We start from the raw sequence: 25511 nt of genomic DNA, 5'->3' as shown, positions 1-25511 counted from the left end.
CTCAATACGATGTTAAAAACCAAAAATATTCACTGCCCTTTAAGCCACATCGAGTTTCGGTTTCAGATTTGGCATGTGATCACTTTACAATGAACTGAATTTATTTTTTGAACCCTAAAACCCGCCAAGTCCCGCCAAAACCATGACCACACTTTTTCGCACCAATGCTCAGCACGCTGATTTCACAGAGCTTGTCAGTCAGCTGGATGCAGACCTGGCCGTCAGAGACGGTCGGGACCATGCCTTTTACAGTCAGTTCAATAAATTAGACCTGATCAAATATGCCGTGGTGGCTTACCTGGATGATCAACCCTGTGGATGCGGAGCCATCAAAGCATTTGATCCGAAAACCATGGAAATCAAGCGCATGTTTGTGAAGCCACAACACCGCGGAAAAAGAGTGGCTTTTCAGCTCCTCACCGAACTGGAGCAATGGGCCGCGGAACTGGGCTATGACCGCTGCGTACTGGAAACCGGCTATAAACAGCCTGAGGCCATCTCCCTTTACGAGAAAAGTGGTTATCAGATCATTCCCAATTACGGCCAGTATGCCGGGGTAGCCAATAGTGTCTGCTTTGAAAAGCGGCTGAAAGAATAAGATTCAAATCATCACCATCGGTTAAAAAATAAAAGATGTATCCGACCGAAGGAAAGCCTAACTTCGCGGATACAATGACGAGCAGCTACACACCTTTCCCATTCTTCGCATGAGCCATTCCTCTCATGCACCCCTCATCAGTACTGAGGACTACAATCTCCTGCTCGGTGCCAAACCGCCTACACCTGAGCTGATACCCATTTCCTTTGCCGAAAGGGAAGAACTTCTGGACCTGGTGATTGCTGAGAACATAGAATACCGCTACATCAACGGCTCTTGTGAAGACCGGGCGCATTACATCTCGCTGCTTCTGAAAAAACATCAGGTGACGGCCGGTAAAATCTGGAATTTTGCCCCAGCCAGGTACTCCCTCTCCTCGGATGAGCTCTTCAATATGACCGACCCGCTGGGCATCTCTGAAAACACTACCTGGGGCTACCACGTGGCTCCATTTCTCACAGCCTACAATCAAGAAGGTGAAGTAGAGACCCTGGTGATCGATCAGTCGCTGAGTGCCAATACACTGCTAACCATAGACGAATGGCTGGCGCTGATGAACTGCCCCCGATCCATCTACCTGCTTACCGATGCGGACAGTTATCTGTTTTTTTCGCTCAATAACTACCTGATGCCTGATGAATCTGCCCCTGCGGGCGAGTGGCCGGCGTTTCTGCCTTCCATCATCACCGGTAATTTTTGGAACCTCGCACCTGGCGACGATTATGTGCAAAAAGGACTGTCGATCAATGACCTGGCCATAGAGATCTTTAGCATCAAAAATCAGTTGCCAGCGCATGAAGCAACTTATCTCCATGAGCTCCTGAAAAACATTGATGATGTCATCCGGCTAACCGAAGTGCCCAGGCCAGATGAATTATCACCTCAAACCTATCGAAGCTTAATCAGGTACTACGACAAACGCTACGCGCATTGGAACGATCGGGTGGCACATACCCAGGCGTGCCTGAACTAGTCCGGTTTAATCAACGGCATAACTTTTGAAGTGGCGCTCTTTGATCCGTGTCCTGTAATCTGAAATGAGGGCACTATAGCTCCCTACCCCCAGACCCGGGGTAACGTAGTAATAGATCTTGCCATCAGCTGCGTCCACGATGACATGCGTGTCTATGCTCCCACGTTCACCCGGTGTACTCACAATCTGCAGGTAGGCATACCTGGCATCCCGGGTCAAAATAGCCTCGCGGATCACAGCCGGATCTACCAACTGCACAGGATACGGGTATACCTCCGCAAGTTCTTCAGCAACTACCCTGGGGTCCACATCATTCTGATCAATGAGGAGAACCCTATCCTTTAGCTCCGGGTTATCCTCCTCTATTTGTTTGGGAAATTTGCTCATTTTGTTTTCCTCATCAGCGGCCAGGTACTGCAAGAGGTATTGGAGCTGCTGCACCCCGTAAACGGCTCCTGGTAAGGAAGGATAAGCCGAAGGCAGAAACACACTCACCAGGGGTTTGGTATCCGAAATCTCCAGTGTGGTGATCTCCTTGGAGAGCACCGTGTATTTAGTGGTGGGGTTGTAGGTCAATTCTCCATTGGGTGCCACGCTCCATCCTGCCGGATGGCCATCCGAGCCATTCACCAACCCTATCCGCTCATACTCCAGGTACTGCCCAAAGCTGATCAGCACATATTCATCGGGTTTTTTCTCTATGAGGTCAAAAGCTGTGGCTTCAGGGTGAAATTCTACCTTATCACTAAAGTCCCAATGGTTTTCAAGGGCATACCTGAGGGCAAAATTGCGGCCCGCTATCTGCGCCTGGTAATCTTCCAACGCTTTGGGATACTTCTTACTAAGCTTTGAGACGATTTTAGGATCGGGCTCCTCCAGCACCAGCAGGAGCGTGGAGTTCTTAATCTTCCCGACATCTTTCTGGTCGGTATTCAGGAATTGGGCGTTGGCTGCTAAGGAAAGGGCATACAGCAGACAGACAGACCCCATTAATCTGGTCATAGGCGAATCATTATTTTAGGCACACCGAAGTTAAAAAAATATCCGGATCAGTCATAAGCAATCGGTTGATAATGGAAGAATCCGCGGTATTTCTTACCGATCCAACTCTTTCCAGTAGTTTTGTAAGCGATCCCTACGGCCTTGAAAGACATTCTCCTCATTACTCCCCCATTCACTCAACTCAACACCCCCTATCCGGCTACTCCGTACCTCAAGGGCTTCCTCAATACCATAGGATTAGAAGCCTACCAGATGGACCTGGGGATGGAAGTCATTCTGGCCCTTTTCTCCCCGGATGGGCTGCGGAGCCTGTTCGCTGAAGCCGGACAGGACCAGACCAACTGGTCTGAAAACGCCCACCGGATATTTTCCCTGCAGGAAGACTATGTGCAGACGATCGCAGAGACCATGGCTTTCCTTCAGGGAAAAAACACATCCTTCGCCCGGCAGATCTGCTCCGAGCAGTACCTCCCACAGGCTGGCAGGTTCGATCAGCCGGAAGAGCTCGACTGGGCCTTTGGCTCCATGGGCTTTCAGGACAAAGCCAAACATCTGGCTACCTTATACCTGGAGGACCTTTCGGACTTCATCGTGGAGTGTGTGGATGAAAACTTTGGATTCAGCCGCTATGCCGAGCGCCTGGGGCGCAGTGCCAATTCATTTGATGAACTCCATGCCCACCTGCAGCAGGCTCCTACTTATATAGATCAACTCACTTTGGGGATTTTAGAAGCGCGTTTACAACAGTACGCTCCTAAACTCATTTGTTTTTCGGTACCCTTTCCGGGAAACCTGTACAGTGCTTTCCGCTGCGCTCAGTGGATTAAAACACACTACCCCAAGACCAAAACGGCCATGGGCGGGGGCTTTCCCAATACCGAGCTCAGGAGCATTTCTGACCCACGGGTTTTTGCCTTTTTTGACTACATCACACTGGACGATGGAGAGCTGCCCATAGAGCTGATCGCTGAGCAAACCCTCCACCCCGAGCGGAGTGTTTTGCTCAAAAGAACTTTCCTTCTGGAAAACGGGGAAGTGGTGTATCAAAACACCTCGCCCCGGCCCGACTATAAACAAACAGCGGTGGGCACGCCCGACTATTCAGACCTGCCACTCACCGAATACATTTCCGTGATAGAGATGGCCAATCCGATGCACAGCCTGTGGAGTGATGGCCGCTGGAACAAACTCACCATGGCCCACGGATGCTACTGGGGCAAATGCACCTTTTGTGACATTTCTCTGGACTACATCCGGCTCTATGAGCCCATAGCCGCCCGAACCCTAGTAGACCGCATGGAGACACTGATCGCTCAGACTGGCGAAAAGGGGTTTCACTTTGTGGATGAGGCCGCTCCCCCTGCGCTGATGCGTGAGCTGGCCCTGGAGATCATCCGGAGAAAGCTGAGTGTGACCTGGTGGACCAACATCCGGTTTGAGAAAAGCTTTACCCGCGACCTGTGTGTGCTGCTGAAAGCTTCCGGCTGCATCGCGGTATCGGGCGGACTGGAAGTGGCCTCCGACCGGCTGCTGCAACTCATAGACAAAGGGGTGACGGTGAAGCAGGTGGCCCGGGTGACCAGCCACTTCACCGATGCGGGCATGATGGTGCATGCCTACCTGATGTATGGCTACCCCACCCAAACCGTGCAGGAAACCATCAACAGCCTGGAGATGGTGCGCCAGCTTTTCGAACTCGGTGTGATGCAGTCGGGCTTCTGGCATCAGTTTGCCCTCACGGCTCACAGTCCCGTGGGGCTCAACCCGGATGCCTATGGCATCCTGCCCACCTACCCCGCCATCTCCTTTGCCAACAACGACATCCAGTTTCAGGACCGTACAGGCATCGATCATGGACAGTTTAGCTTTGGGCTGAAAAAATCCCTGTACAACTACATGCACGGCATTGGGTTTGAGTTGCCCCTGCAGGAGTGGTTTGATGTTAAAATACCCAGGACGACCATCCGAAGGGATTTCATAGAAAACTGCCTGGAGACCGACACAGAGTACCTCGTCCGGCCCACCGCCCGAATCCTCTGGCTGGGGGGCACCCCGGCGGTATCCTACTCCTCACGAACTAAAAAGGGGAAGACCAAAGAAATGATGCACCTGGCGATCCAGACCCGAACAGCGGCCTTTCAGGTGAACCTGGAAAAAGAAAAAGGGCAGTGGCTCCTGGATGAACTGGCACAGCTCACCCCGGACTGCCCTACCCGAACTTTTACGCAGCTCAAGGCCGGGTTTGAGGTGCAGTTTGGAGACTTTGAGCAGTTCTGGTACGCCAAGCCCATCGACCTGCTGCGCCAGCACGGCCTGCTGGTGCTGTGACCAAAAAATAACGTCAGGACTTTCTGCATAACCCCCATCGCCAATAATGGTTTGTTTAGGGGTTAAAAATTGGTAGATTTGGTACAAGCCGGTGGCAGCCAGGGGGGTTGTTGGTTGTTGTGTGGCATATCTGCATAGAGCAGATTAGTTGTGAGCCAACTTAACTAATCATTTCCTAACTTTATTTCCATGAGTATTGTCCATTTAAACCATATCGTTGGCGAACTCGAACGTAGAGTTATTGAACTAGTCGATAAATCTGATCTTGACAAGTTCCCAGAAAAAGAAAGGAATAACATGATCCTTTCACGTGCTTACGCCCTTTATACCTTAAAGTCATTCACAGGCTTGGATTACGAATCTTTGAAAGGAAGTATAACAGATGGTTTTCATGATCAAGGAATAGATGCTATTTATTGGGACAGGCGAAACAATTTTTTCTATATAATTCAGTCTAAGTTGATAAACTCAACAAAAGGCGGCCCTGAAAAAGGTGAAATCTTAAAATTTTTTGAAGGAATCAGGAAACTTCTAATATTTGATTTTACTGACTTTAATGAAAAAGTACATTCAAAAAAAGAAGAACTAAATGAAGCATTCCTTAACAGTGAGGTAAAGGTCAAATTAATACTTGCGCATACTGGAACAAATATTTCACCTGACTGCCAAAAAACTATTGACAAAAATCTTGAGGAGCTGAATGATGCTGATGATGTTATTTATTTCGAGGAAGTTAATCTCAAAGATGCTCACAGATCATTAACCCTAGGTGTAGAAGGCAACCCAATAACCGCAGAGATAGACATTCTACAATGGGGTAAAAATGAAGACCCAGTAAAATCAATCTATGGTCAGGTGAACTGCATGTTCTATGCAGAAACTTATAAGAATCACAAACTGAGATTATTCTCGCAAAACATTCGAGGATTTATGGGGGAAAGTGACATCAACATTGAGATTGTTAAATCACTTGTCAATGACCCTTCAAGTTTTGTATACCTAAATAACGGAATAACGATCCTCACAAAAAGGCTACAAAAATCGGCCTATGGAGGTAATGAAAGAACTTCTGGCCATTTCAACTGCGAAGACATTACTATTGTCAATGGAGCACAAACCGTGGGTAGTATTTATGAAGCCTATAGGAAAAATCCAGATCAGGTTTCAAAGGCTTTTGTATTCACAAGAATCATTTCACTTGAAAATTGTCCAGAAGACTTTGATCGAAAGGTTACAGTCGCGACTAACACTCAGAATAAAATTGAGAAGAAAGATTTTGTGTCTCTAGACCCAGAACAACATCGATTAAAAACAGATCTGTTGCTAGATAACATTAACTATGTTTTCAAAAGGGATAATTCTCCAACTAAAAAAGATAAACACAATTTAGACTTAGAAGAGGCCACAATTTCTCTTGCATGCTTATACACAGACGCAGATCTGTCTATTTATGCAAAACGTGAAATATCTCGACTCTGGGATGATACAAAAAGAGCTCCATACAGACTAATATTTAATGAGAATCTAACTGCTAGTAAACTTTATAAATCAGTTCTAATATTTAGAAGGATTGAAACTCAACTGAAAGAATCAATGTGGGGAAATAATGATATTCAATCTCTTATTTTAGTACACGGAATTTATCTCATAGCTCACTTGGTATTTCAGGAGCTTGACAAAAATTTAATCAATAATCCAAAGCGGGTAATTAATGATGAAGAACTCAAAACTATTGATGATAAGGTCTCTAGTAAAAAAGATAAAGTTCTCAAAAGCTTTCAACAGCTATACCCAGGAAAATTTCCGCCTACTGTTTTCAAGAACGCTAACTATGTTAGATCAATGAAGGAAATGATTTATAGTGACGAGGGTAGAATCATTCCTGGACAAACTTTAGATCTTTTTCCTCATTAAGGCACATAACAGACGTAGCTCCACCCTTGTTGGAGTTGTCTCCCACAAGCGAGATAAGGCTGGCGAGCTAAGGCGCCAGGAAAATGAAATTCCAACTGAAAGTCAATTAAAACATTAGTAATGCATAAGCTCATCATTTTTTCACTGGCCTTTTTAGGCTTTATTTTCGTTACAGAGGCAAAAAAGGTTAAGGGCCAAATATTGTATCTCAATGACACGGTCGATGTGATCTTCAATATCCCTGTAAAATTTCTGGGACAAGAGCCTAACTATGAGAGACTGCAGCAAAAAGTCATATACTATGATTCCAATGGTGTAAAGAGGGTACTGAAGCCAGATGACGCGAAGGAAATCAGGTTTAGATTTGGGCACGATGAGATAAGAATGTTGTCAAGAGAAAATACACTCGGAATAGGCAATATTTTCTCTTCGAATTCAAATATTTTTCTGCGAATTGAGATTGACGGAAAACTGAAATTGTTTTATTGCTATTTAACTCATTCGGGAATGTATAACCCTTCAACTGGCATGGCACCTGGTGCATCATACAGTGTTGAAAAATTTGTACTTCAAAGGGGCGAAAGAACACTTAAAATACCTGCAGATTTAAACTTTAAGAATGACATGATTCGGTACTTTTATGATTGTCCGGAATTATCTCAGAAAATTGAACGCAAAGAATTTCGCAAGAGTGATGTAAGTGCCATCGTTAAGTTTTACAATCAACATTGCAATTAAACCATTCTGCCCTTGTTGGAGTTGTCTCCAACAAGCGAGATCAGGCTGGCGAGCCAGTTGAGCCCTTTATTGGAAACCTTTCATGTTCCGGATGCCGCCCTTACCAGAAAGACACTCCTCTATCGCCAACGATCGTTTGTTCAGGGGTTAAAATCCATTAGATTGAGCTGACAAGGCCAGCAGCAGCGGAGGTTGATGGCCAATTGTCGGCGGTCAGGATACAACAGCAACACAACCATGATTTGGACAACCATTTTGGCAGGACTCATAGGGATCATTTATCCGACATACTTTTTGTTAACCTATCAAAAAACGAACAACAGAATCAACCGAGATGACAAGTTTAGACTGACTGATTATAAAGAAACCATTGCGATATTTTGGGGTTTGACGACATTGATTTTCCTTAATTACCTCATCACACAACTTCCCCCATTAAATCTGTATCCAAACTTTACAACGGCCGGCATTATACTTTTAATCCTGGTTCTGGTGTTTTCGGTAATACAATACAAGTCATCAAATGTTACCCCTGACAACCGTGATATTATTAAGGGCAAAATGAAAGATATATACCACTACCTGCCAAAAACAAGAAGAGAATTTAACTGGTTTATCATGCTATCAATAAGTGCCGGAATATGTGAAGAGCTCATTTTCAGAGTCTTTTTATTTGAGTTTTTAAAAGAAAATGCCGGTTTATTAATTGCATTTGTTTTGGTAAATATCAGTTTCGCGATAACACATGTCGGTATGGGGAAGCGAAATGTTATCGGCTCATTGATCTTAGGTCTGTTGTTTTCTGCTATTTACTATTATACTGAAAACATTTGGATAGCAGTTCTCCTACATATTGCGATTGACATAAATGGCGGTATTTTAGGCTATAGAATGAATGTCCTCGAACAAAAGACAACATAAACGCGAAGCGCTAGTGGTGTAGACGGCAACTTGAAGCTATGAAACAACTAATGATTTTATTGATTTCTCTTTCTTGCCTTACTGGTTGTAAGGAAGATGATACTGATGGGATTTTTGTAAGTATGAATGTCTTTCTATCAATAAAAAACAATTCCGATACTGATCTTTTAAATCCAGCGAACGAAAATAGTATCTCACTTAATGACATTTTTGTTTATTATTTAATTGACGGGGATGAGATGCTTTTCAATGAACCATTACTAGACTACCCTAAAGGATTTGTGATTGAACTTGATCAATCCGCGGGAATATATGTGATGGACTTATTCACAAGTGAACATACAAACAGTGATGGTATTGCAACGACAATAGTGAAGATTGAGGGAAGGGATTCTATTAGACTTGATTGTGAAGTCAAGAAATATTCAAATGGAAGCATGCAAGTGGTAAGTGTGTTGTATCAGAATGAATTGGTTTGGGATAACGACCGTGATAAAAGTTCGAGATATCTAGAAATCGTGCTCTAATAAACAAAATCGAACAAACGGCCGTGAGCCCCAGGCGTGCCTCATAAGCCCACGATGCCCGCTGCCCTTGTGAGCCCTGTCTTCAATAATCGAGATAAGGCTGGCGAGTTAGGCATCTCCCTATTTGAAAATCCAAGCTGAATGGCTTCTCATTCTTGAACGATCTTCCTAAGTGCTTTCGTTGGAATCGCTTGCTACTTTAGTAAACCTGATTGTGGTTGTTTCAACCAATGGATAAATAAAGTTTCCCTATATTGAAACTTAATCTATCTTTGTCATGTATTAGCTAATGAACATTTAGTGGAAAAAAAGTTTGAGATCAAGTTGTTAGAAGAGGCTTTCTCGTTCATTAAAAGCCAAAATAATAAAGTGCAAGACAAGATATTCTACAATATCAGGAAAGCGCAGATTTTAAATGACCCCAAACTTTTCAAGAAACTAAATCAGAACATTTGGGAATTCCGAACCAAATACGCTGGACTTCAATATCGGATTCTTGCTTTTTGGGATAAGGAGAATAACGAAATGACACTGGTTTGTGGCACCCATGGGTTTGTCAAGAAAACAGACAAAGTGAGCTCCCAAGAAATTGAAAAGGCCGAACAGATGAGGGTGGAATATTTTGAACAGAAAATAAAGAAAGATGAAAACATATAGTTTAGATGAAGCTCAGGATTTATTAATCGGAAAAAGTGGGACCCCTCGAAGAGACCAATTTGAATTTGAGCTGAAACTCGAACTCATTGGTGATATGATAAAGGTTGCTCGTAAGGAACGGCACCTCACACAAGAACAGCTCGGTGAACTCATTGGTGTTCGGAAATCTCAAATTTCCAAACTTGAAAACAACGCCAAAAATGTCACTATCGAGACGATATTGAAAGTCTTTGAGGCATTGAAAGCCAAGGTGAATTTTAAGGTTGAGCTCCTGAACAACGAACTAAATATCGCATAAGATGTGGGCATACAAATCTGCCCTTGTGAGCCCTACCTCCAACAAGCAAGCCAAGACTGGCCAGCCAGGCACCTAGGATTTAACATCCAGGGTGGGTCATATGGCTGAATTCACCTATTTTGGGCATCTTTAAGGAATCACCTGACCTTTGCCGTGAAAAACCACCTGAAAACACTCCAACTGATGATACCCATCCTCTTGCTGTGTCATTTAAAAAAGGACACTCGCTTTGATGGAGGACAGGCTAAGAAAGAATGAATCGCATCCGGCAACCCCTACAAACACCATGACCTATCAGTCCAAATCCATTCGCGCTTTTATAGGAGCCCGGGTCTTTGAAGAATCGAGACAGTTTTACTCCCTCCTGGGCTTTGAGGAGGTGGTGATAGACCGCAAAATGAGCCTGTTCAAAGTCAACGAGCACCTGGCATTTTACCTGCAGGACTACTATGCCAAAGAATGGATCAACAACACCATGCTCTTTCTGGAGGTGGACGACCTGGATCGCTGCCAGGAGGACCTCCTGAAGAAAAATCTGCCCGCCAGGTTCAACACCGTGCGGTTTTCCGAAATCAGGAATGAAATCTGGGGCCGGGAGCTCTTCATGCATGATCCCTCAGGAGTGCTCTGGCACTTTGGAGAATTTAAGCAGGCACCCAACTCCTGATCCCTGCGGATCGTAAAAGAGCCATGAAAGCCTTCTTCAAAGACATATTCGAGTATCAGCACCATTTCAATCAACAACTGGTGGCGCTGCTCATCCGGGAGCAGGAGCGGATCAGTGTGCGGACCATCCCCCTGTTTTCACATGTGATCAACGCCCACCAGATCTGGAATGCCAGAATAGTGACTGAAAAAGCACTGGGGGTGAATCAGCTCCACACCCTCGAAACCTGCCAGGCCTATGACCAGTCTAATCATCTGCGCACCATGGAGATTATCGCCGATTCGGACCTGAGCCAACCCATCCAATACCGTACCTCCAGCGGTGCTGAATTTGAGAATACCATCCAGGAAATACTGTTTCATGTAAGCAATCACACCACCCACCACAGGGGGCAGATCATCTCTGACCTCAGACAGCACGGCATAGAACCCATCGTGACCGATTATATCTTTTATAAGCGGTGATGCCGGTGTGGTGGTCAATAATGGTTTGTTCAGGATTGAAAATCTACAGAAAGAAACAGCACCGAGAATAATAACAAGGAATCAATAAACTATTTGCATTTTTTTTACGTTATTAGCATCAAAAACCCACTAATATAAAGAAATGCTATCAAGAATTGCCATAGAGAACTTTAGATCGATTAAGAATCGAGTAGAATTCTCCTTTGAAGCAACAACATTCAAAGAGCATTACAATAACGTTGTTGAAGTTCACAACAAAAAACTTCTTAAAACATCAGTCATATATGGTCCAAATGCCTCAGGGAAAAGTAATATCCTTATGGCTTTTTCAGCAATTGACTTTCTTGTTCTTAGAAGTGCAAAATTTGAACCGAACGAAGAAATAGGGCCATATGAACCTTTCCTTCTTGACAGATCAAATAAAAATCAATCGGTCAAGTTTGAGCTTGACTTTTATATTGATAATATTCTTTACACTCTTTTCTTAGAATTCAGGAAAGATACAATTGTCCGAGAAGAGTTAGTATTCCGACCAAAAAAGCAACCATCGGTTATTTACTCCAGAGTAATTGACACACCAATTGCTTTTGGTGAACACTATAAAGGTGACCGTAAATCGATTGAAAGGAAGCTTCTTCCAAATCAACTTTTCTTATCAAAGGCTGTTCTCGATAATGTAGAAGTATTAATTCCTGTCTTCAATTTCTTCAAGGAAAAATTAGCATCCTATCCGTTCTTTGAAGATTTCCACGAAAGCAGAATACAACAACTATACGCCAAAAGGCTAGCAGATCCCGATGACACTGAATTCATTGAGAAATTCAATCGAATCATTTGTGCGCTGGATACAGGTATCTCAAAGGTGAAGTCAGAGGTAATTGATTGGGAAAAGAGCCCCCTCCCCCAGGATATACCCGATTCTGTAGTTGAAAGAATCAAAGATGACTACAAATACAAAATTAAGGCAGTCCATAATGTCTATGAGAACGACACTATTGTAGGAGAAACAGAATTTGACAAGAACGAGGAATCTAAAGGAACTCAAAGCTTATTTATGCTTACAGGAATCATTCTCGATGCTTTTGAAGATGGTACAATTCTCGTAGTTGACGAATTTGAAAAAAACCTACACCCTCATATTACAAAATCACTTATTAAACTCTTTCACAACCCTTCAATTAACGAAAAAAATGCCCAATTGATCTTTGCAACCCATGATCTTTCACAACTTGATAGCGATGTTTTTCGACGTGATCAGATTTGGTTCGCAGAGAAGAATGAAAGAGGTGAAACCGATCTGTTTAGCATGGCTGATATTAGTGGCGTCCGTCCTAATGTCCCTTACGACAAATGGTATGATAGTGGGAAATTCGGTGCAACTCCAATTATTAATGAATTGGAAATGACGTTTTAAAATGGCAAGATCAAGAAAATCAAGGAAGCTAAATCTAAAAATCTTGATCTTATGTGAGGGGCAAACTGAGAGGAATTACTTGTTAGAAATAAAAAATCAACTACCTCGTGAAAAGCAGCGGGGGATTCAAATAGATGTTGAACATTTCAAAAGACATGATCCTCTCAACCTTGTTAATGAAGCAATTAGGAGGAAGCAAAAAGCAAGATATGAAGGTGCTCCATACGACCATGTATGGGTGGCCTTCGATCATGACAACCTACCAAACAGAGATAGAGCGTTTTTGAAGGCTAATTCCAATACTGTTAACATAGCATTCTCCAGCTTCAATATTGAATTTTGGTTTATCCTACACTTTCAGTATTCCGCAAGACCATTTACAAATGGAGATGACGTGAAGAACTTTATAAGACAAAACTTCATCAACGACTATGAACCCGGAAAAACAAGGTTGCTCCCAATATTGGGAAATCGATTTGAAGAAGCAGACAGTAACGCAGAAAGGCTTAGAAGGAATAAACAAGTAGACATTGACGCTGGAATCCCGATTTGGGAATTAAATCCATATGTAACAATTCATGAACTCGTTAAATTTCTTATCGAACTGAAATAAAAAGAACAGACTGAATCGAACCATTGATAACCAGAAGTATGAGATCTCCTTCGGCAAGGGTTTATTGATCATGAAACCGAGCAACGAACATGGAAATGTTTATTACTATTCCAGAATCGATGAATTTCCAAGGTAGCAGGATCAACCACAAAAAATAGGGGCCGCATCCCAGACGCGACCCCACCTACCTGATATAAAACCCAACGCTAACAATTATCCTCTTCTGTGGGGTCTTCTGCCCCGGGGTTCTACCTCGATGGTTTCAGTCTCACCATTGATGGTCACCTCTGCCAGGTTATCACACTCCCCATCGCCATAGTCAATCACCACCGTGCGATCACCAGAGACGATCTCCAGTACACCCGCCACCGGGATGTGTACACCTGTGGTTTTGCAGCCTCTCTTAAAGATCAGGTCTTCCATGATGGTGGAGCTGTAGGCATCTCCATTCTGCAGTGTACCACTGGCACTGCCCGACAGTGAGGCATAGTTGTCCTCGCGCTCCTCACCCACATAGAGGGTTCTCAGATGCTCCGCATCCCGGGTGATGGTGCTGCCATCCGGAAAGGTCAGCTTACCCCCCACCAATGAGGTTTCGAAAGCAATCCCCGCCTCTGAGGTATTCGTCACGTTGGTGATGGTACGCGTTCCCTCCACCTGCACACTGTCCAGGAAGAAATCCTCAAAAGTGACAATCCTGTAAGCCCCCGGCACATACTTCCGCTCATTGTATTCTATCAGGATCTTACCACTTCGCCAGGTGCCAAACCGGTCCTCGCAGCCATCGCCAAAATCAATGGTAATCAGGTTGCTGGCCGTATCGTGCTCCACCTCCGCGCATTCCAGCAAATGGTCTCTTAACCCGCGCCCCGAATTGGCAAACAGTTCCATCCCGGCATCTGCCAGCAAATCCACATCCTCCATACTGGAGGCCACCGAAGCCTCAGAGCTCACACTTACTGAGGCAGTCTCAGACAGGGAGCTACTCTCCATCGCCCCTGTGTCGTCCTGGCAAGCAGTAAAAAGCAGGGCTAAAAACAAGGCTGTCAAAACGGACATTAAAAATGATAACTTCTTCATGATACTATTTTTTTGATTCCTAAATTGATTTCGCACCCTTTGACAGCACATGGAGTGGATGGTTTAATGGGCTATGAAAAAAAATTAAAAAATTCTAACTTTGGCTTGCACTTTTTAAAGCCCCGTTTTCCATACATTCGTCGTACGGGGTTAGCAACAAACTGTTGTTTTTCTTCCAAACGATAAACTATGCGCCATTTTATCACCGCCATCATCATCTTTAGCGCTTACCTCTCCCATGCCCAGGGATGCAGCGACGCGGGATTCTGCACCATGGGGGCTATGAAGCCAGACCAGGCCTACAGCAAAAAGGTAAACTTCAAACTGAGGTCACTGGAGCTCAACTACTACCGGGGTACTTCCCTCCTCACCCCCATCATCACGGTCCTTACCTCAGACATGACCTTCGGGATCAACGACTACTATGCCATCCAGGTGAAGGTGCCTTATCAGATGGTGAGCGGTAGCCTTGGTGAAACACAGGGGCTGGGAGACCTGTCCATCAGCGCGTCCAGGTCCATCCGGCTGAGCAATGGCAGCACCGTGGGCATTACCCTTGGCGGGAAAATCCCCTCCGGTAAATCGGACATAGAAAACAGTAACTCCGAATTTGGCAGTGGACACCTGCCCATGTACTATCAGGTAAGTCTCGGCTCTTATGATGCCGTGGCCGGTGCTTCATACATCAATGAAAAGTGGCTTTTCGCAACCGGAATCCAGCGCCCGCTCATTCACCAAAACGAAAATGATTTCAGATGGGGAAAATGGACGGACTATCCGGACCCGGATTACATCCGAAAATACAACCTGGCCAACGACCTCAAAAGAGGCACCGATGTGATGCTGAGAGCAGAAAGAAATTTCCGATTTATTAACTTCAACTTTGGGATCGGGGCACTGGCCATCTATCGGATCACCAAAGATGAGGTCTACAACTTCAATGAAGATAAGCGTGAAAAACTGGATGGCACCACCGGTATGGCCTTCAATATGCTGGCCAATTTTGGTTACCAGTTCAACATCAACAACAGTGTAAAATTGATCTACGGACAGAAATTCATGGATCGCGAGGTAAACCCAGATGGCCTCACCAGGCATAATGTACTCAGCTTCAGCTACGTGTATCGATTTTAAATGATGAAAAGAATACTAACTGCTACCTTCCTCCTGACTACCCTCATTACTGCTGCTCAGCAGGACCTTTTCTTGTCAGGAGAAAACTATTTCCAACAAGGCCAATACATCCGGGCTTTTGAAAGCTACCAGGCCGCGAGTGTTGGTTTTCAGCAGCAGCAAACCCTGGATCAGTATGCGCTGTGCAACCTCAAGATGGCCCAGTGCCATATGGAAACCGGTGCCCTCAATCAATGCATGAGCCAGGCCCGAAATACCCTGGACTATATAGCCGATGTATTGCCGCAGCAAAAAGCCCTTCAGCTTCAGGCACAACTGCTGTTGGGCGAAGCCTACCTCAAAGCAGGCCGCAACGACCTGGCCATGGAAACCCTCACCGCTGCTGAGCAAGCCCTGCCCGATCCTACCAACCTATCCGCCGCAGAGTGCTACAATGACCTGGGAGTGGTCTACTGGAACAATAAGAACAAGGAAACAGCCAAAAGTTACCATGAAAGGGCCCTGAAAATCAGAAAAGCAAAACTCAAGGGCGAAGACCCACTCCTGGCCGATTCATACCTGAACCTGGGCCTGATCTATCTGGAAGATGACTTCCTGCAGGCCGTCATCAACTTTAACAATGCCTTGAAAATCTACCAGGCGGCATTTGGAAAAAATCACCCCAGCGTAGCCCTCTGCTATGGCAACCTGGCCTTTGCCAACAGCGCTCAAAACAATTTCGGTGAGGCCCTCACCTACCTGGACCTCACCATGAACATCTGGGACAGTCACTACACCGGTGACCATCCCAACAAAGCCTTTACATTGTCCAACAGGGGTCGGATACTGGAAGCTCAGGGGGATTACAACAAGGCACTACTGACTCAGCAGGAAGCATTGCAGCAGTACATCCGGCTCTACGGCGGCAAGCATCCAGAGGTGGCCAACACCTTCTATCTGATTGGTTCCGTTCAGCTGAAACAGGAAAATTACAAAGAAGCAGTAGAGAGCTTCCAGAAATCCATCTATGCCAACCTGCAAAACCAGGAGTATAGCTCCCTATACGATTTGCCTGAGCTGCAGGACTACTTCAATGCCGACATACTCCTCTCTTCTCTCCAGTACAAAGCACAGGCGCTGGAGGCACTCCATTTCGGAAAATCTCTTAAGCCTTCTGACATTAAAAGTGCGCTGAGCACCTACCTGAAATGTGATGACCTGATCAGTCAAATCCGGCAGAAGCGACTCACCGAAGGGGATAAGATCAGAATAGGAAACATTGCCGCAGATGTGTATGATGACGGCATCCGGGCAGCGCTGTACCTGAGTGACAAGACCTTTCAGAAAAAGTACTTTCGGGAGATTGCCTTCACCTTTTGTGAGCGCAGCAAATCTGCCGTGCTGCTGGAAGCCATTAACGAAACCAAAGCCAAAGCATTTGCCGGGATTCCGAACCACCTGCTCGCACTGGAAGATAGTCTGAAAACCGAAATCAGCCTGCTGGAACAGCTCCTGGCCAATACCAGGGATGAGTCCAGACTCGGCGCCCTGCAAAATTCACTGTTCCAAACCCGACAATCCTACCGGTCGTTCATTACCAGCCTGGAGCAGGAATACCCGAGCTATTTCAACCTCAAATACCGCCAGGCAGATATTTCTGTGGCCGCTCTTCAGCAAAAACTGGCCCCCACTTCCGGCATTCTATCTTATTTCATCGGTGAAGAATCCATTTTCGTTTTCTTCATTTCCAGAAAAGACTTTGAGGTATACAGCCTCCCAAAAGCAGATAATCTGGCACAACTGACCAAAGGGCTTCGCAACTCCATCAAATACCACATTCCGGGCACCTTCCGGTCTTCGAGCATCAGTTTGTACAGGCAGCTGATCCCGGGTATTCCGGATGGCATTCAGAGCCTCACCATCATACCCGATGGACTACTAGGTACCATTCCTTTTGAATCACTCCTGAGTGATTCAAAAGACGGAGCGAACAACACCTACCTCCTGGAAAGCTATGCCATCTCCTATGACTATGCGGCCTCCCTCCTTGTGGAAAAATTAGGTGCGCCAGAAGGGATGGCCAAAGGCATATTGTTGACCGCTCCGGTCTCCTTCGAACAGAACGAGCTGACCATGGCCAGCTTACCGGGGTCCGAACAGGAAGTAAAGGAAATCAGGTACCTGTTTCTCGCTGGTGAGGACACCCCGGAAATCCTGCTGAAAGATGAAGCCTCAGAATCAGTGCTCAAATCTTCAAAACTATCAAGTTACAAGTACCTCCATTTTGCCACCCATGGCATCGTGAATGAGTCAAAGCCGGCACTCTCCAGAATTTTCCTCTCCCCTGCCGAAAACGAAGACGGCAGCCTCTACTCCGGCGAAATCTATGGTCTGAATATCGGTGCAGACCTGGTGACCCTTTCGGCCTGCGAAACGGGCCTCGGGAAAGTGGAAAAAGGTGAGGGCATCATTGGGTTGAGTCGTTCACTCATGTATGCCGGTGCCAAAAACCTGATCGTTTCGCTGTGGCAGGTTTCCGATGCTTCCACTGCTCAGCTAATGATAGAGTTTTACAAACAGCACCTCAACCATTCCGGCAACATGATTTTTGCGGATGACCTGCGCAAAGCCAAGCTCAGCCTTCTGAGATCAAAAGACTACAGCGATCCATACTATTGGGCGCCTTTCATTTTGATAGGGCTGTAAAGGTCAGGGAGTTTAAAAACCAAAGTGCGTTTCGCGAAAATCCCTATTGAGCGAACTTCCCTGCTCCTTCATCCCTTACCAGCGAACTGAAAGCGGGATTTTATTACCTTTGCGCCTCTATGAAGCGAGTAGCCTTTTATACACTGGGATGTAAGCTGAATTTTTCTGAGACCTCCACCATTTCGAGAATGTTTGAGGATCGGGGATTTAAGAAAGTGGATTTCACAGACCAACCGGATATTTTCATTATCAACACCTGCTCGGTGACCGAGAATGCCGACAAGAAGTGTAAGAAGATTGTTCGTGAGGCCAAGAAAATCTCCCCTAAAAGTTTTGTGACCATCATAGGCTGTTACGCACAGCTGAAGCCTAAGGAAATCAGCGAGATTAAAGGTGTGGACGCTGTGCTGGGTGCCGCAGAGAAATTCAGGCTATTCGAATACCTGGATGAGTTCATTGCAACCAATGAGCCCCAGGTCTATGCCTCAGAAATCCAGGAAGCCAAAAGATACAATGCCTCCTACTCCTACGGAGACCGCACACGTACTTTTCTGAAGGTGCAGGACGGCTGCAACTATGGTTGCGCGTTTTGCACTATTCCCCTTGCCCGGGGCAAAAGCAGAAGTGCGAGCATTGCGGAGATCGTGGAGCAGGCCAAAGAAATAGCCGCTTCTGAGGTGAAAGAAGTAGTACTTACCGGAGTGAACATTGGTGATTTTGGCATTCAGGATGGAAAACGCAAGGAGAAATTCATCGACCTGATCAAAGCGCTTGACGAAGTGGAAGGCATAGAGCGATTCAGGATCTCATCCATTGAACCCAACCTCCTGTCCAATGAAGTCATCACGTTTGTGAGCCAATCCAAAAGATTTGTACCGCACTTTCATGTGCCGCTGCAATCTGGCAGTGATAAAATACTCCAAAGAATGAACCGCCGCTACCTGAGCGACCTGTACAGGGAGCGGGTGCACACCATCAAGTCGCTGATGCCACACTGCGGGATCGGGGTGGATGTGATCACCGGGTTTCCCGGCGAAACAGAGGAAGACTTTCTGGAAACGTATCAGTTTTTGAATGAATTGGACGTATCCTACCTGCATGTGTTCACCTACTCCGAGCGGGCCAACACCCAGGCACTGGAGATGAACGGAGTGGTGTCTCTGAAAGAGAGACAGAAAAGATCCAAAATGCTCAGGGCTCTTTCGGAGAAAAAGAAAAGATACTTCTACGAACAGCACATCGATCAGATGCAGACGGTCCTTTTTGAGGATGATGTGGAAGATGGACATATGCACGGGTTTACCGAAAACTACATCCGGATCAAAGCCAAATACGACCCGGTACTGATCAACGAAATGAAAGTGGTAAAAATGGCCCGGGTAGACGCCAGCGGACTCATGGAGGTAGAAGAAGTTGAAGAAATTCTCGCTCACTAATTATGAAAATCATCTGCATCGGTCGCAATTATGCCGACCACATCACCGAACTGGGCAACGAAAGACCTGAGACACCGGTCATTTTCATGAAGCCGGATACGGCCATTCTCAGAAACAATGATGCTTTCTATTACCCGGATTTCTCCAAAGACATTCACTATGAGTGTGAACTGCTGATCAGAATCAACAAGGAAGGCAAATCCGTAGAACCCCGGTTTGCACACAAATACTACGATCAGATAGGTCTGGGTATAGACTTTACGGCCCGGGACCTTCAGGCTAAAGCCAAGGAAAAGGGACTACCCTGGGAAATGGCCAAAGGGTTCAATGGATCAGCTCCCACTTCGCCATTTATTTCTAAAGAAGGCTTCGACCTCACCAACACCCATTTTCAGCTGGAGCTCAACGGGCAGGTGGTGCAGGATGCCAATACCTCCCTGATGCTTTGGCCAGTGGATGAGCTCATAGCCTATGTCTCAAAGTATTTCACTTTGAAAAAGGGCGACATTTTGTTCACCGGAACCCCGAAAGGTGTAGGTCCAGTGAAAATAGGCGACCGACTGATAGGCAAGCTTGCGGGCAGGCAGATGTTCGATTTTGAAGTGAGGTAGGTCACTTTTCAGTTGTTTCTAAAAATATTTATTCATAGCTTAAAACAGTTAACACTAAACTAACTGCTTACTATGAAAAAATCACTCACCTACCTTACCCTACTTGTACTTACCCTCTTTTATGCCTGCAATGGGTCGAAACCTGCAGCAGAGGAAGCATTGCCGCCTTACATTAATGTAAGCTACACCGTGCCTAAAGATCTGCCATCCGATGCCTCTCCCGAGTCATTGGCGAAATTTGCCTGGGAAGAGCTTGTTGCGCTCAACTGGAAATCATCCTTCAATAGTTCCCAACGTCGGGGCCAGCCAGACACCACCTGGAACTTCGGGCAATCAGGCGCATACCCGGATTTGCTCGTCTGGGAAACCTACGCCCACCGATCTGAACTCCGTCCATATTATGGTCAAATTCAGCCTTTTGACAATCCACCGCATTATAGCTTCGGCAATCAGCCCGCACCACTTCCAGGTACCAATGCCCGCTTTGACCTTTTCAATAACCTCGATGAGTCAAACGAGATTGGTTCATGTAACCTGTACGCCTATGACACCAGTCAGATGGTGCTCTATCAGGCCAAGGTAAACCGCTATGAGTATGACTACATTCAGCAATACTATGGTGACAGTACCTCCCTTGCCGAAGCTGCTGCCAGAACCCAAAACAACATTAGCAATCTGAGTGCCTACTGCCCGGAATGCCCCACCAACTGCGATTGCCCTCAGGAGGCGGGAGTAATTTGCCTTCCATGCGGTGGCGCCGAGAATGAAGGTAGCATAGAAGTGAAGACCGCCTGGCGCATGCTCACCGATCAGGATGACCACTCCCGTTTTTACAAAGACTCAGTGATCTACTATGAAAAAGGAGCTAACGGAGAAATCTATTACAAAAACGGTGTCTTTGGTCTGATAGGGATACACATCATCCATAAAACGGAAAATTATCCAACCTTTATCTTCGCCTCATGGGAGCAGGTGGATGTCACAAAGGCCAACATGGAATTCATCTTACTCAATGGGAGCGCCCAACCTACAGGTGCTCCACAAACCGTCGAAAGGCTGCATGGTGTTCCGCCGGTGATCGACACAGTGAATAACAATGTGCATGCCTTACTGAAAAAGATCAATATGGAAAGCATCTGGCAGTACTACCGACTCATTGGTGTACAGTCACGCCCGGTCAATTCCATAGAAGAAGATCCCAATTACTACATGGCCAACTTTGTCATCGAATCAGATTCCACACTGGCCAATTTCCATGGAAGCTCTATTGGCAAACCCTTTGACGGTGGGAAGAACACCCTGTATAATAAAACCTTCTACAACATGGGTGGATGCATGGGTTGTCATGGCGCCACTCAGCTAAAGGGTACAGACTTTAGCTTCCTTCTTGACTTTGCTGGTAAGCCTGTAAAAGATCCTGATGTAATCGATTTGATTCCCACCGAACCAAGTCCAAAGGTCAAAGCCTATATTCTGGGTATTCAATAGTCACCAAAACAAGTTAAGGTTTGGAAGCCGAGGCTTCCAAACCTTTATTAATCTACTGAGGTCTGATGGCCACTGACCATAAAAAATCAACCTTGGTCATACCGGCAAACACACTGTCACCTATACCAATAAACCCATCAGGTTGATAGGCTGGGGTGTTGAATGTTCCGGGAGCACGGGCTGCTAATCGATGACAAGTCATGCAATTACTATTGACACCTGTCCAGGAGATACTGTCCAGCACCCCTGTTTTGGTTTTCACCGGTACTTTCCCAAAAAGGTTGGTTTCCAGGTAAGGATTGAAAGACACAAAAGGCTCACCTTCAGCACTTCCCGCTGGCGTTACCATCCAATAAGCCGTTCGCATATTGTAGTTATCCCATGGGGCCAAAATAGACGTGGGCCTATCAGCACCAAAGAAAGGATGATTATTGTAAGGAGACCACCAGAAGGTCTGCCATGTCCAGTTGTTGATCTCTTTGGAAGTAACATGCACTGCCATCAGCAAGGCATAATTTCCCTCCTTCACGTTCTGATAGATGCTGATTGAGTCAGTCATATTCCCCTTGCCTACATCGTCGCCTGACGTGGCTGCAAAGTCGCTAAATTCCTTCACATCTTCTTCAGTCAGTTTAATGGCATAAAAATCCTCCAGACCGACCACCTGCAGCCACCTGGCTGGTTCATTGTTTACCGACATCAGGGCTGAATCTCCCGGTTTCAAAGTCCTGGTAGGATCCACGATCACACCCTGTCGCCACGTATGAGGTTCCGGGTTCTTCAGGTCTGTGGTAGTCTTGGGAGAAATGCCATTCCAAAATGGAATGACGGTAGGCCTGAAACCATCAATGAATTGAAAAACCGGCTTGAGCACAATGGCCCGTGTGTCAATAGAATCCTGTGTGGTTTGAATTTGACGAAGGGAAATTGGCGTTCCTGCCCGATCAAATGAATCATTGATCGAATCAAGTACCTGTGCCCGATTCAATCCCGATGAAACAATAAAATCAGCCACACTCTTGGTATAGCGATTGAAGGAGGTAATTTGTTCGGGCAGGTTCTGCGGGATTACTCCATCAGTTACATTCTCAAAGTGATGAAATTGTTTAGGTGATTGGAAATCTCTGATGATGTTACGGGCTTTTACCTCCTGCTTCCCGGCCAGGGTGAATACTTCATAACCAGAATACCAGGTCTCCCAAACAGGCAGTCCCTGCGGACCCGGGGAAGTCATGGAACCCCACAGATCCCAGGCATGTGCCCGGATATTACGCAAATCCACATCGTCAATCATTTTTTGTATCTGGTCCCTGGTAGCCGGATACGATCCGAAATTGGGAGGATCTGTGTAGAGTTCATCCGTGAGGAAAAGGGCCTCCATACCCTTTCCTGTTGAAGAGGTACAAGAGGTGTGAACAAGAGTAAAAAGCACAATGCCAGTAAGCAAAGTGATGAAGGCGGTTCTTAAAGTTGTCATTGGCGTACGTTAGTTGTTACTCCGTTAAGTTACATTTTATTAGATCAAAAAAGAAATCCGTCCTCTTTAGCAATTAATTGCTAAAAGCGCACAACATTTCAAGGAATTCATCAGTTTTGCGGTAGATTAAAAAAGAACATTTCAAAGGCGCTATTTAGATGAGGTTTGGATTTCCTGTTTTATTCATTTTCTTAAGTATTCACGCATTCACCCAACCTTTCACTTCTGACAATTATTACCTTTTCCCCATCAATCCCGGTCAGCAAAACTACCTGGCTGGCACCATGGGTGAGCTTCGCTCGAGTCACTTCCATGCGGGGTTAGACATTAAAACCGGTGGCCAGTCCGGACTACCAGTCCACGCCACCGCCGATGGTTATATCAGCCGGGTAAGGGTAAACACAGGGGGCTATGGCTACTGCCTGTACATGACCCATCCCAATGGAACCACCTCCGTATACGCCCACCTCAGCCGGTTTGAAGGGCGTATAGCCAGGTATTTACTCGAAGAGCAGTACAAAGCGGAAAGTTTTGAGGTTCAGCTATTTCCGGATAAAAATCAGTTTGTATTCAAACGTGGTGAAGTCATTGCCTACTCAGGAAATACCGGTTCCTCCAGTGGGCCCCACCTTCATTTCGAAATCCGGGATGCCAATCAGCGAATCCTGGACCCCTTGAAATTCAACTTCTCCGAAATCAAGGACAACATTACTCCTCAGATGAAAAACATAGCGTTCGTCACCCTGGACGGTGCGGCGCGGGTCAATGAAACCTTCGGCAGGTTCGAATTTGATGCCATCAAGACGCATAATCTCTACCATACCCGGGTGCCCATAAGTCTGCAGGGAAAAATAGGGATTGAAATTTATGCCTACGACCTGCTGAACGGAGTGTATAACCGAAACGGAATCCCGGAAACCACACTGGTCATAGATGGAGACACTATATTCAGCCAGTCAAAATCAAGCTTGTCATTTGGCAAGCAGCGAAACATCCTGGTGCATATGGACTATGAAGCCTACCGGAATGGAGGCAAAAAGTACAACAAGCTTTTTGTGGATGATGGAAACACCAATGATTTTTACAGTGTCTCTTCTCAGGGATTTAACTTCTCGGACTCCACCCATCTGATTCAGATCTACCTGAAGGATAGTTATGGGAATATTTCCACTTTCGAAACCGAGGTAAACAACCGCAAAGTGGTAAACCTCCCCGATCCATACATCAACCAGTTTGAAATCTATCGTGATCAACTTCACTTCAAAAATATTCATCAGGGGACTCCGGGAAAGATCTCCCTCTTTTTTGGCAATACCCGCAGGCCTCTGGAACCCTACCGCACTGACAGAAGGGCCGCCTACTACCTGTGGAACCTGCACGATGGCCTCCCTGACTCTATTGATTATGCAGGTGAAATACTGAATACAGGCATCTATGCGGAAATCCCCTCGGGTTCAGAAATCAGTTTTTTCAACCACCACTCCGACCTGTTTTTCAAACAGTACTCCCTCTTCGATACCCTTTATCTGAGGTTTGAAAAAGACTATGATTCACTGCTCGGCCTGGAGCTTTTCCGCTTTCTACACAATGACACCCCGCTGCGGTCCACCGTGAACATCAGGTTAAAACCGGAATACAGTTACCCTGAAAATACCGCACGTGTCTACGCCGTATATGGGCGTAACCTGAGCTACCAGGGAGGCTCCTGGGAGGATGGTCAGATCTCCTTTGACACCAGGGATCTGGTCACTTTCACTATTGCAGAGGACACCATACCGCCTGTCATTACGCCACGCATTATCAACTCCAGCGAACTTTATTTCAAAATCAATGATGAACGATCGGGTATAAAAAGCTTCAGAGCTACCTTAAATGGCTCTTTTCTGCTCATGAACTATGAATCTAAAAAGGATCTGATCTGGGCGGAGAGAAAAGATGAAAACATCCCGCTTAAGGGAGAGTTTATACTCGAAGTGGAAGACAACACTGGAAATAAACAAATTTATCAACGAAACCTTTAAGACCATGAAACTACAGGCCGGCGATCAAGCTCCAGATTTCACCAGCATCGATCAAGATGGTAATCCCATCAGTCTCTCAGACTTTAAAGGCAAAAAAATTGTGCTTTACTTCTACCCAAAGGACAACACCCCGGGGTGTACGGCAGAATCCTGCAACCTGAGGGATAACTACACCAGCCTACAAAAGCAAGGCTATGTGGTACTGGGCGTAAGTGGCGACAGTGCCAAATCCCATAAGAAATTCATTGAGAAGTTTGACCTTCCATTTCCCCTGATTGCGGATGAAGACAAGTCTGTACACGAGGCCTTTGGCACCTGGGGAGAGAAACAAATGTATGGAAGAACCTATATGGGTACACTTCGCACCACATTTGTGATCGATGAAAAAGGGAAGATCGAGGAAGTGATCGAAAAAGTGAAGACCAAGGACCATACTGCTCAGATTCTGAAGTAACATTGACATCA

23 protein-coding genes are annotated in these 25511 nt (G+C 45.8%); 20 read left to right on the top strand and 3 right to left on the bottom strand.

From position 1 onward, the window contains the following. The first annotated feature begins 142 nt into the window (after window positions 1-142). Window positions 143-598 (top strand): GNAT family N-acetyltransferase, encoded by a 456-nt coding sequence (locus tag RIH33_RS17580; protein WP_406655198.1) that lies wholly within the window; start codon window positions 143-145, stop codon window positions 596-598. 109 nt (window positions 599-707) lie between these two features. Beyond that, window positions 708-1571 (top strand): protein-glutamine glutaminase family protein, encoded by an 864-nt coding sequence (locus tag RIH33_RS17575; RefSeq protein ID WP_406655197.1) that lies wholly within the window; start codon window positions 708-710, stop codon window positions 1569-1571. A gap of 6 nt (window positions 1572-1577) precedes the next feature. Here RIH33_RS17575 and RIH33_RS17570 read toward each other — a convergent pair whose 3' ends face one another. Next, window positions 1578-2573: a hypothetical protein gene (locus RIH33_RS17570; RefSeq protein ID WP_406655196.1), complete on the bottom strand. Its 996-nt coding sequence runs from the start codon at window positions 2571-2573 to the stop codon at window positions 1578-1580. Window positions 2574-2714: 141 nt separating this feature from the next. Here RIH33_RS17570 and RIH33_RS17565 point away from each other — a divergent pair, with 141 nt between their 5' ends. The 11 genes from RIH33_RS17565 (at window position 2715) to RIH33_RS17515 (ending at window position 13114) form a co-directional block, all read left to right on the top strand. Next, window positions 2715-4901, top strand: a complete 2187-nt coding sequence (locus RIH33_RS17565; RefSeq protein WP_406655195.1) for a B12-binding domain-containing radical SAM protein — start codon at window positions 2715-2717, stop codon at window positions 4899-4901. Window positions 4902-5090: 189 nt separating this feature from the next. Then, a complete protein-coding gene (locus RIH33_RS17560) occupies window positions 5091-6815 on the top strand; it encodes an AIPR family protein (RefSeq protein ID WP_406655194.1) in 1725 nt (574 codons plus the stop codon). Window positions 6816-6935: 120 nt separating this feature from the next. Further along, entirely contained in the window at window positions 6936-7553 is a 618-nt protein-coding gene (locus RIH33_RS17555; RefSeq protein ID WP_406655193.1) for a hypothetical protein, read from the top strand. 237 nt (window positions 7554-7790) lie between these two features. Then, entirely contained in the window at window positions 7791-8474 is a 684-nt protein-coding gene (locus RIH33_RS17550) for a CPBP family intramembrane glutamic endopeptidase (RefSeq protein ID WP_406655192.1), read from the top strand. Window positions 8475-8512: 38 nt separating this feature from the next. Beyond that, on the top strand, window positions 8513-9001 hold the full coding sequence (locus tag RIH33_RS17545; protein ID WP_406655191.1) for a hypothetical protein: 489 nt from the start codon (window positions 8513-8515) through the stop codon (window positions 8999-9001). Window positions 9002-9301: 300 nt separating this feature from the next. Next, window positions 9302-9658, top strand: a complete 357-nt coding sequence (locus RIH33_RS17540) for a type II toxin-antitoxin system RelE/ParE family toxin (protein WP_406655190.1) — start codon at window positions 9302-9304, stop codon at window positions 9656-9658. After that, the gene (locus tag RIH33_RS17535; protein ID WP_406655189.1) at window positions 9645-9956 is read left to right on the top strand and encodes a helix-turn-helix domain-containing protein; all 312 of its coding nucleotides are present in this window, start codon (window positions 9645-9647) and stop codon (window positions 9954-9956) included. Before RIH33_RS17540 ends, RIH33_RS17535 begins: the two co-directional genes overlap by 14 nt. A 232-nt stretch (window positions 9957-10188) precedes the next feature. After that, window positions 10189-10623 carry a glyoxalase gene (locus tag RIH33_RS17530; RefSeq protein ID WP_406655188.1) on the top strand — a complete coding sequence of 145 codons (435 nt, stop codon included), beginning with the start codon at window positions 10189-10191 and terminating at the stop codon, window positions 10621-10623. Between the two features lie 23 nt (window positions 10624-10646). Beyond that, complete coding sequence (locus tag RIH33_RS17525; protein ID WP_406655187.1) at window positions 10647-11087, top strand: DinB family protein; 441 nt, start codon at window positions 10647-10649, stop codon at window positions 11085-11087. A gap of 142 nt (window positions 11088-11229) precedes the next feature. Further along, window positions 11230-12501 (top strand): ATP/GTP-binding protein, encoded by a 1272-nt coding sequence (locus RIH33_RS17520; RefSeq protein ID WP_406655186.1) that lies wholly within the window; start codon window positions 11230-11232, stop codon window positions 12499-12501. A gap of 1 nt (window position 12502) precedes the next feature. Next, window positions 12503-13114 (top strand): RloB family protein, encoded by a 612-nt coding sequence (locus tag RIH33_RS17515; protein ID WP_406655185.1) that lies wholly within the window; start codon window positions 12503-12505, stop codon window positions 13112-13114. A 213-nt stretch (window positions 13115-13327) separates the two neighbouring features. Here the strand turns inward: RIH33_RS17515 and RIH33_RS17510 are convergent, their stop codons facing one another. Continuing rightward, the gene (locus RIH33_RS17510) at window positions 13328-14194 is read right to left on the bottom strand and encodes a hypothetical protein (protein WP_406655184.1); all 867 of its coding nucleotides are present in this window, start codon (window positions 14192-14194) and stop codon (window positions 13328-13330) included. 189 nt (window positions 14195-14383) lie between these two features. Between RIH33_RS17510 and RIH33_RS17505 the strand changes: the two genes are divergently transcribed. The 5 genes from RIH33_RS17505 (at window position 14384) to RIH33_RS17485 (ending at window position 21548) form a co-directional block, all read left to right on the top strand. Continuing rightward, window positions 14384-15328, top strand: coding sequence for a hypothetical protein (locus RIH33_RS17505; protein WP_406655183.1), 945 nt, complete (start codon window positions 14384-14386; stop codon window positions 15326-15328). Window positions 15329-15331: 3 nt separating this feature from the next. Further along, window positions 15332-18013, top strand: a complete 2682-nt coding sequence (locus tag RIH33_RS17500; RefSeq protein WP_406655182.1) for a CHAT domain-containing protein — start codon at window positions 15332-15334, stop codon at window positions 18011-18013. Window positions 18014-18132: 119 nt separating this feature from the next. Then, window positions 18133-19449 (top strand): tRNA (N(6)-L-threonylcarbamoyladenosine(37)-C(2))-methylthiotransferase MtaB, encoded by a 1317-nt coding sequence (mtaB, locus tag RIH33_RS17495; protein WP_406655181.1) that lies wholly within the window; start codon window positions 18133-18135, stop codon window positions 19447-19449. A 2-nt stretch (window positions 19450-19451) separates the two neighbouring features. Further along, window positions 19452-20060 carry a fumarylacetoacetate hydrolase family protein gene (locus tag RIH33_RS17490; RefSeq protein WP_406655180.1) on the top strand — a complete coding sequence of 203 codons (609 nt, stop codon included), beginning with the start codon at window positions 19452-19454 and terminating at the stop codon, window positions 20058-20060. 72 nt (window positions 20061-20132) lie between these two features. Next, on the top strand, window positions 20133-21548 hold the full coding sequence (locus RIH33_RS17485) for a hypothetical protein (protein ID WP_406655179.1): 1416 nt from the start codon (window positions 20133-20135) through the stop codon (window positions 21546-21548). Between the two features lie 52 nt (window positions 21549-21600). Here the strand turns inward: RIH33_RS17485 and RIH33_RS17480 are convergent, their stop codons facing one another. Next, complete coding sequence (locus RIH33_RS17480; RefSeq protein ID WP_406655178.1) at window positions 21601-23025, bottom strand: hypothetical protein; 1425 nt, start codon at window positions 23023-23025, stop codon at window positions 21601-21603. A 158-nt stretch (window positions 23026-23183) separates the two neighbouring features. Between RIH33_RS17480 and RIH33_RS17475 the strand changes: the two genes are divergently transcribed. Together RIH33_RS17475 and bcp are read left to right on the top strand one after the other, a co-directional pair. Next, complete coding sequence (locus tag RIH33_RS17475; RefSeq protein WP_406655177.1) at window positions 23184-25046, top strand: M23 family metallopeptidase; 1863 nt, start codon at window positions 23184-23186, stop codon at window positions 25044-25046. A 4-nt stretch (window positions 25047-25050) separates the two neighbouring features. Continuing rightward, window positions 25051-25500 (top strand): thioredoxin-dependent thiol peroxidase, encoded by a 450-nt coding sequence (gene bcp, locus RIH33_RS17470; protein ID WP_406655176.1) that lies wholly within the window; start codon window positions 25051-25053, stop codon window positions 25498-25500. Window positions 25501-25511 lie beyond the last annotated feature (11 nt).

Source organism: Marinoscillum sp. (assembly GCF_040222955.1).
Lineage (GTDB): Bacteria > Bacteroidota > Bacteroidia > Cytophagales > Cyclobacteriaceae > Marinoscillum.
This window is presented reverse-complemented; position numbering and strand designations above follow the sequence as displayed.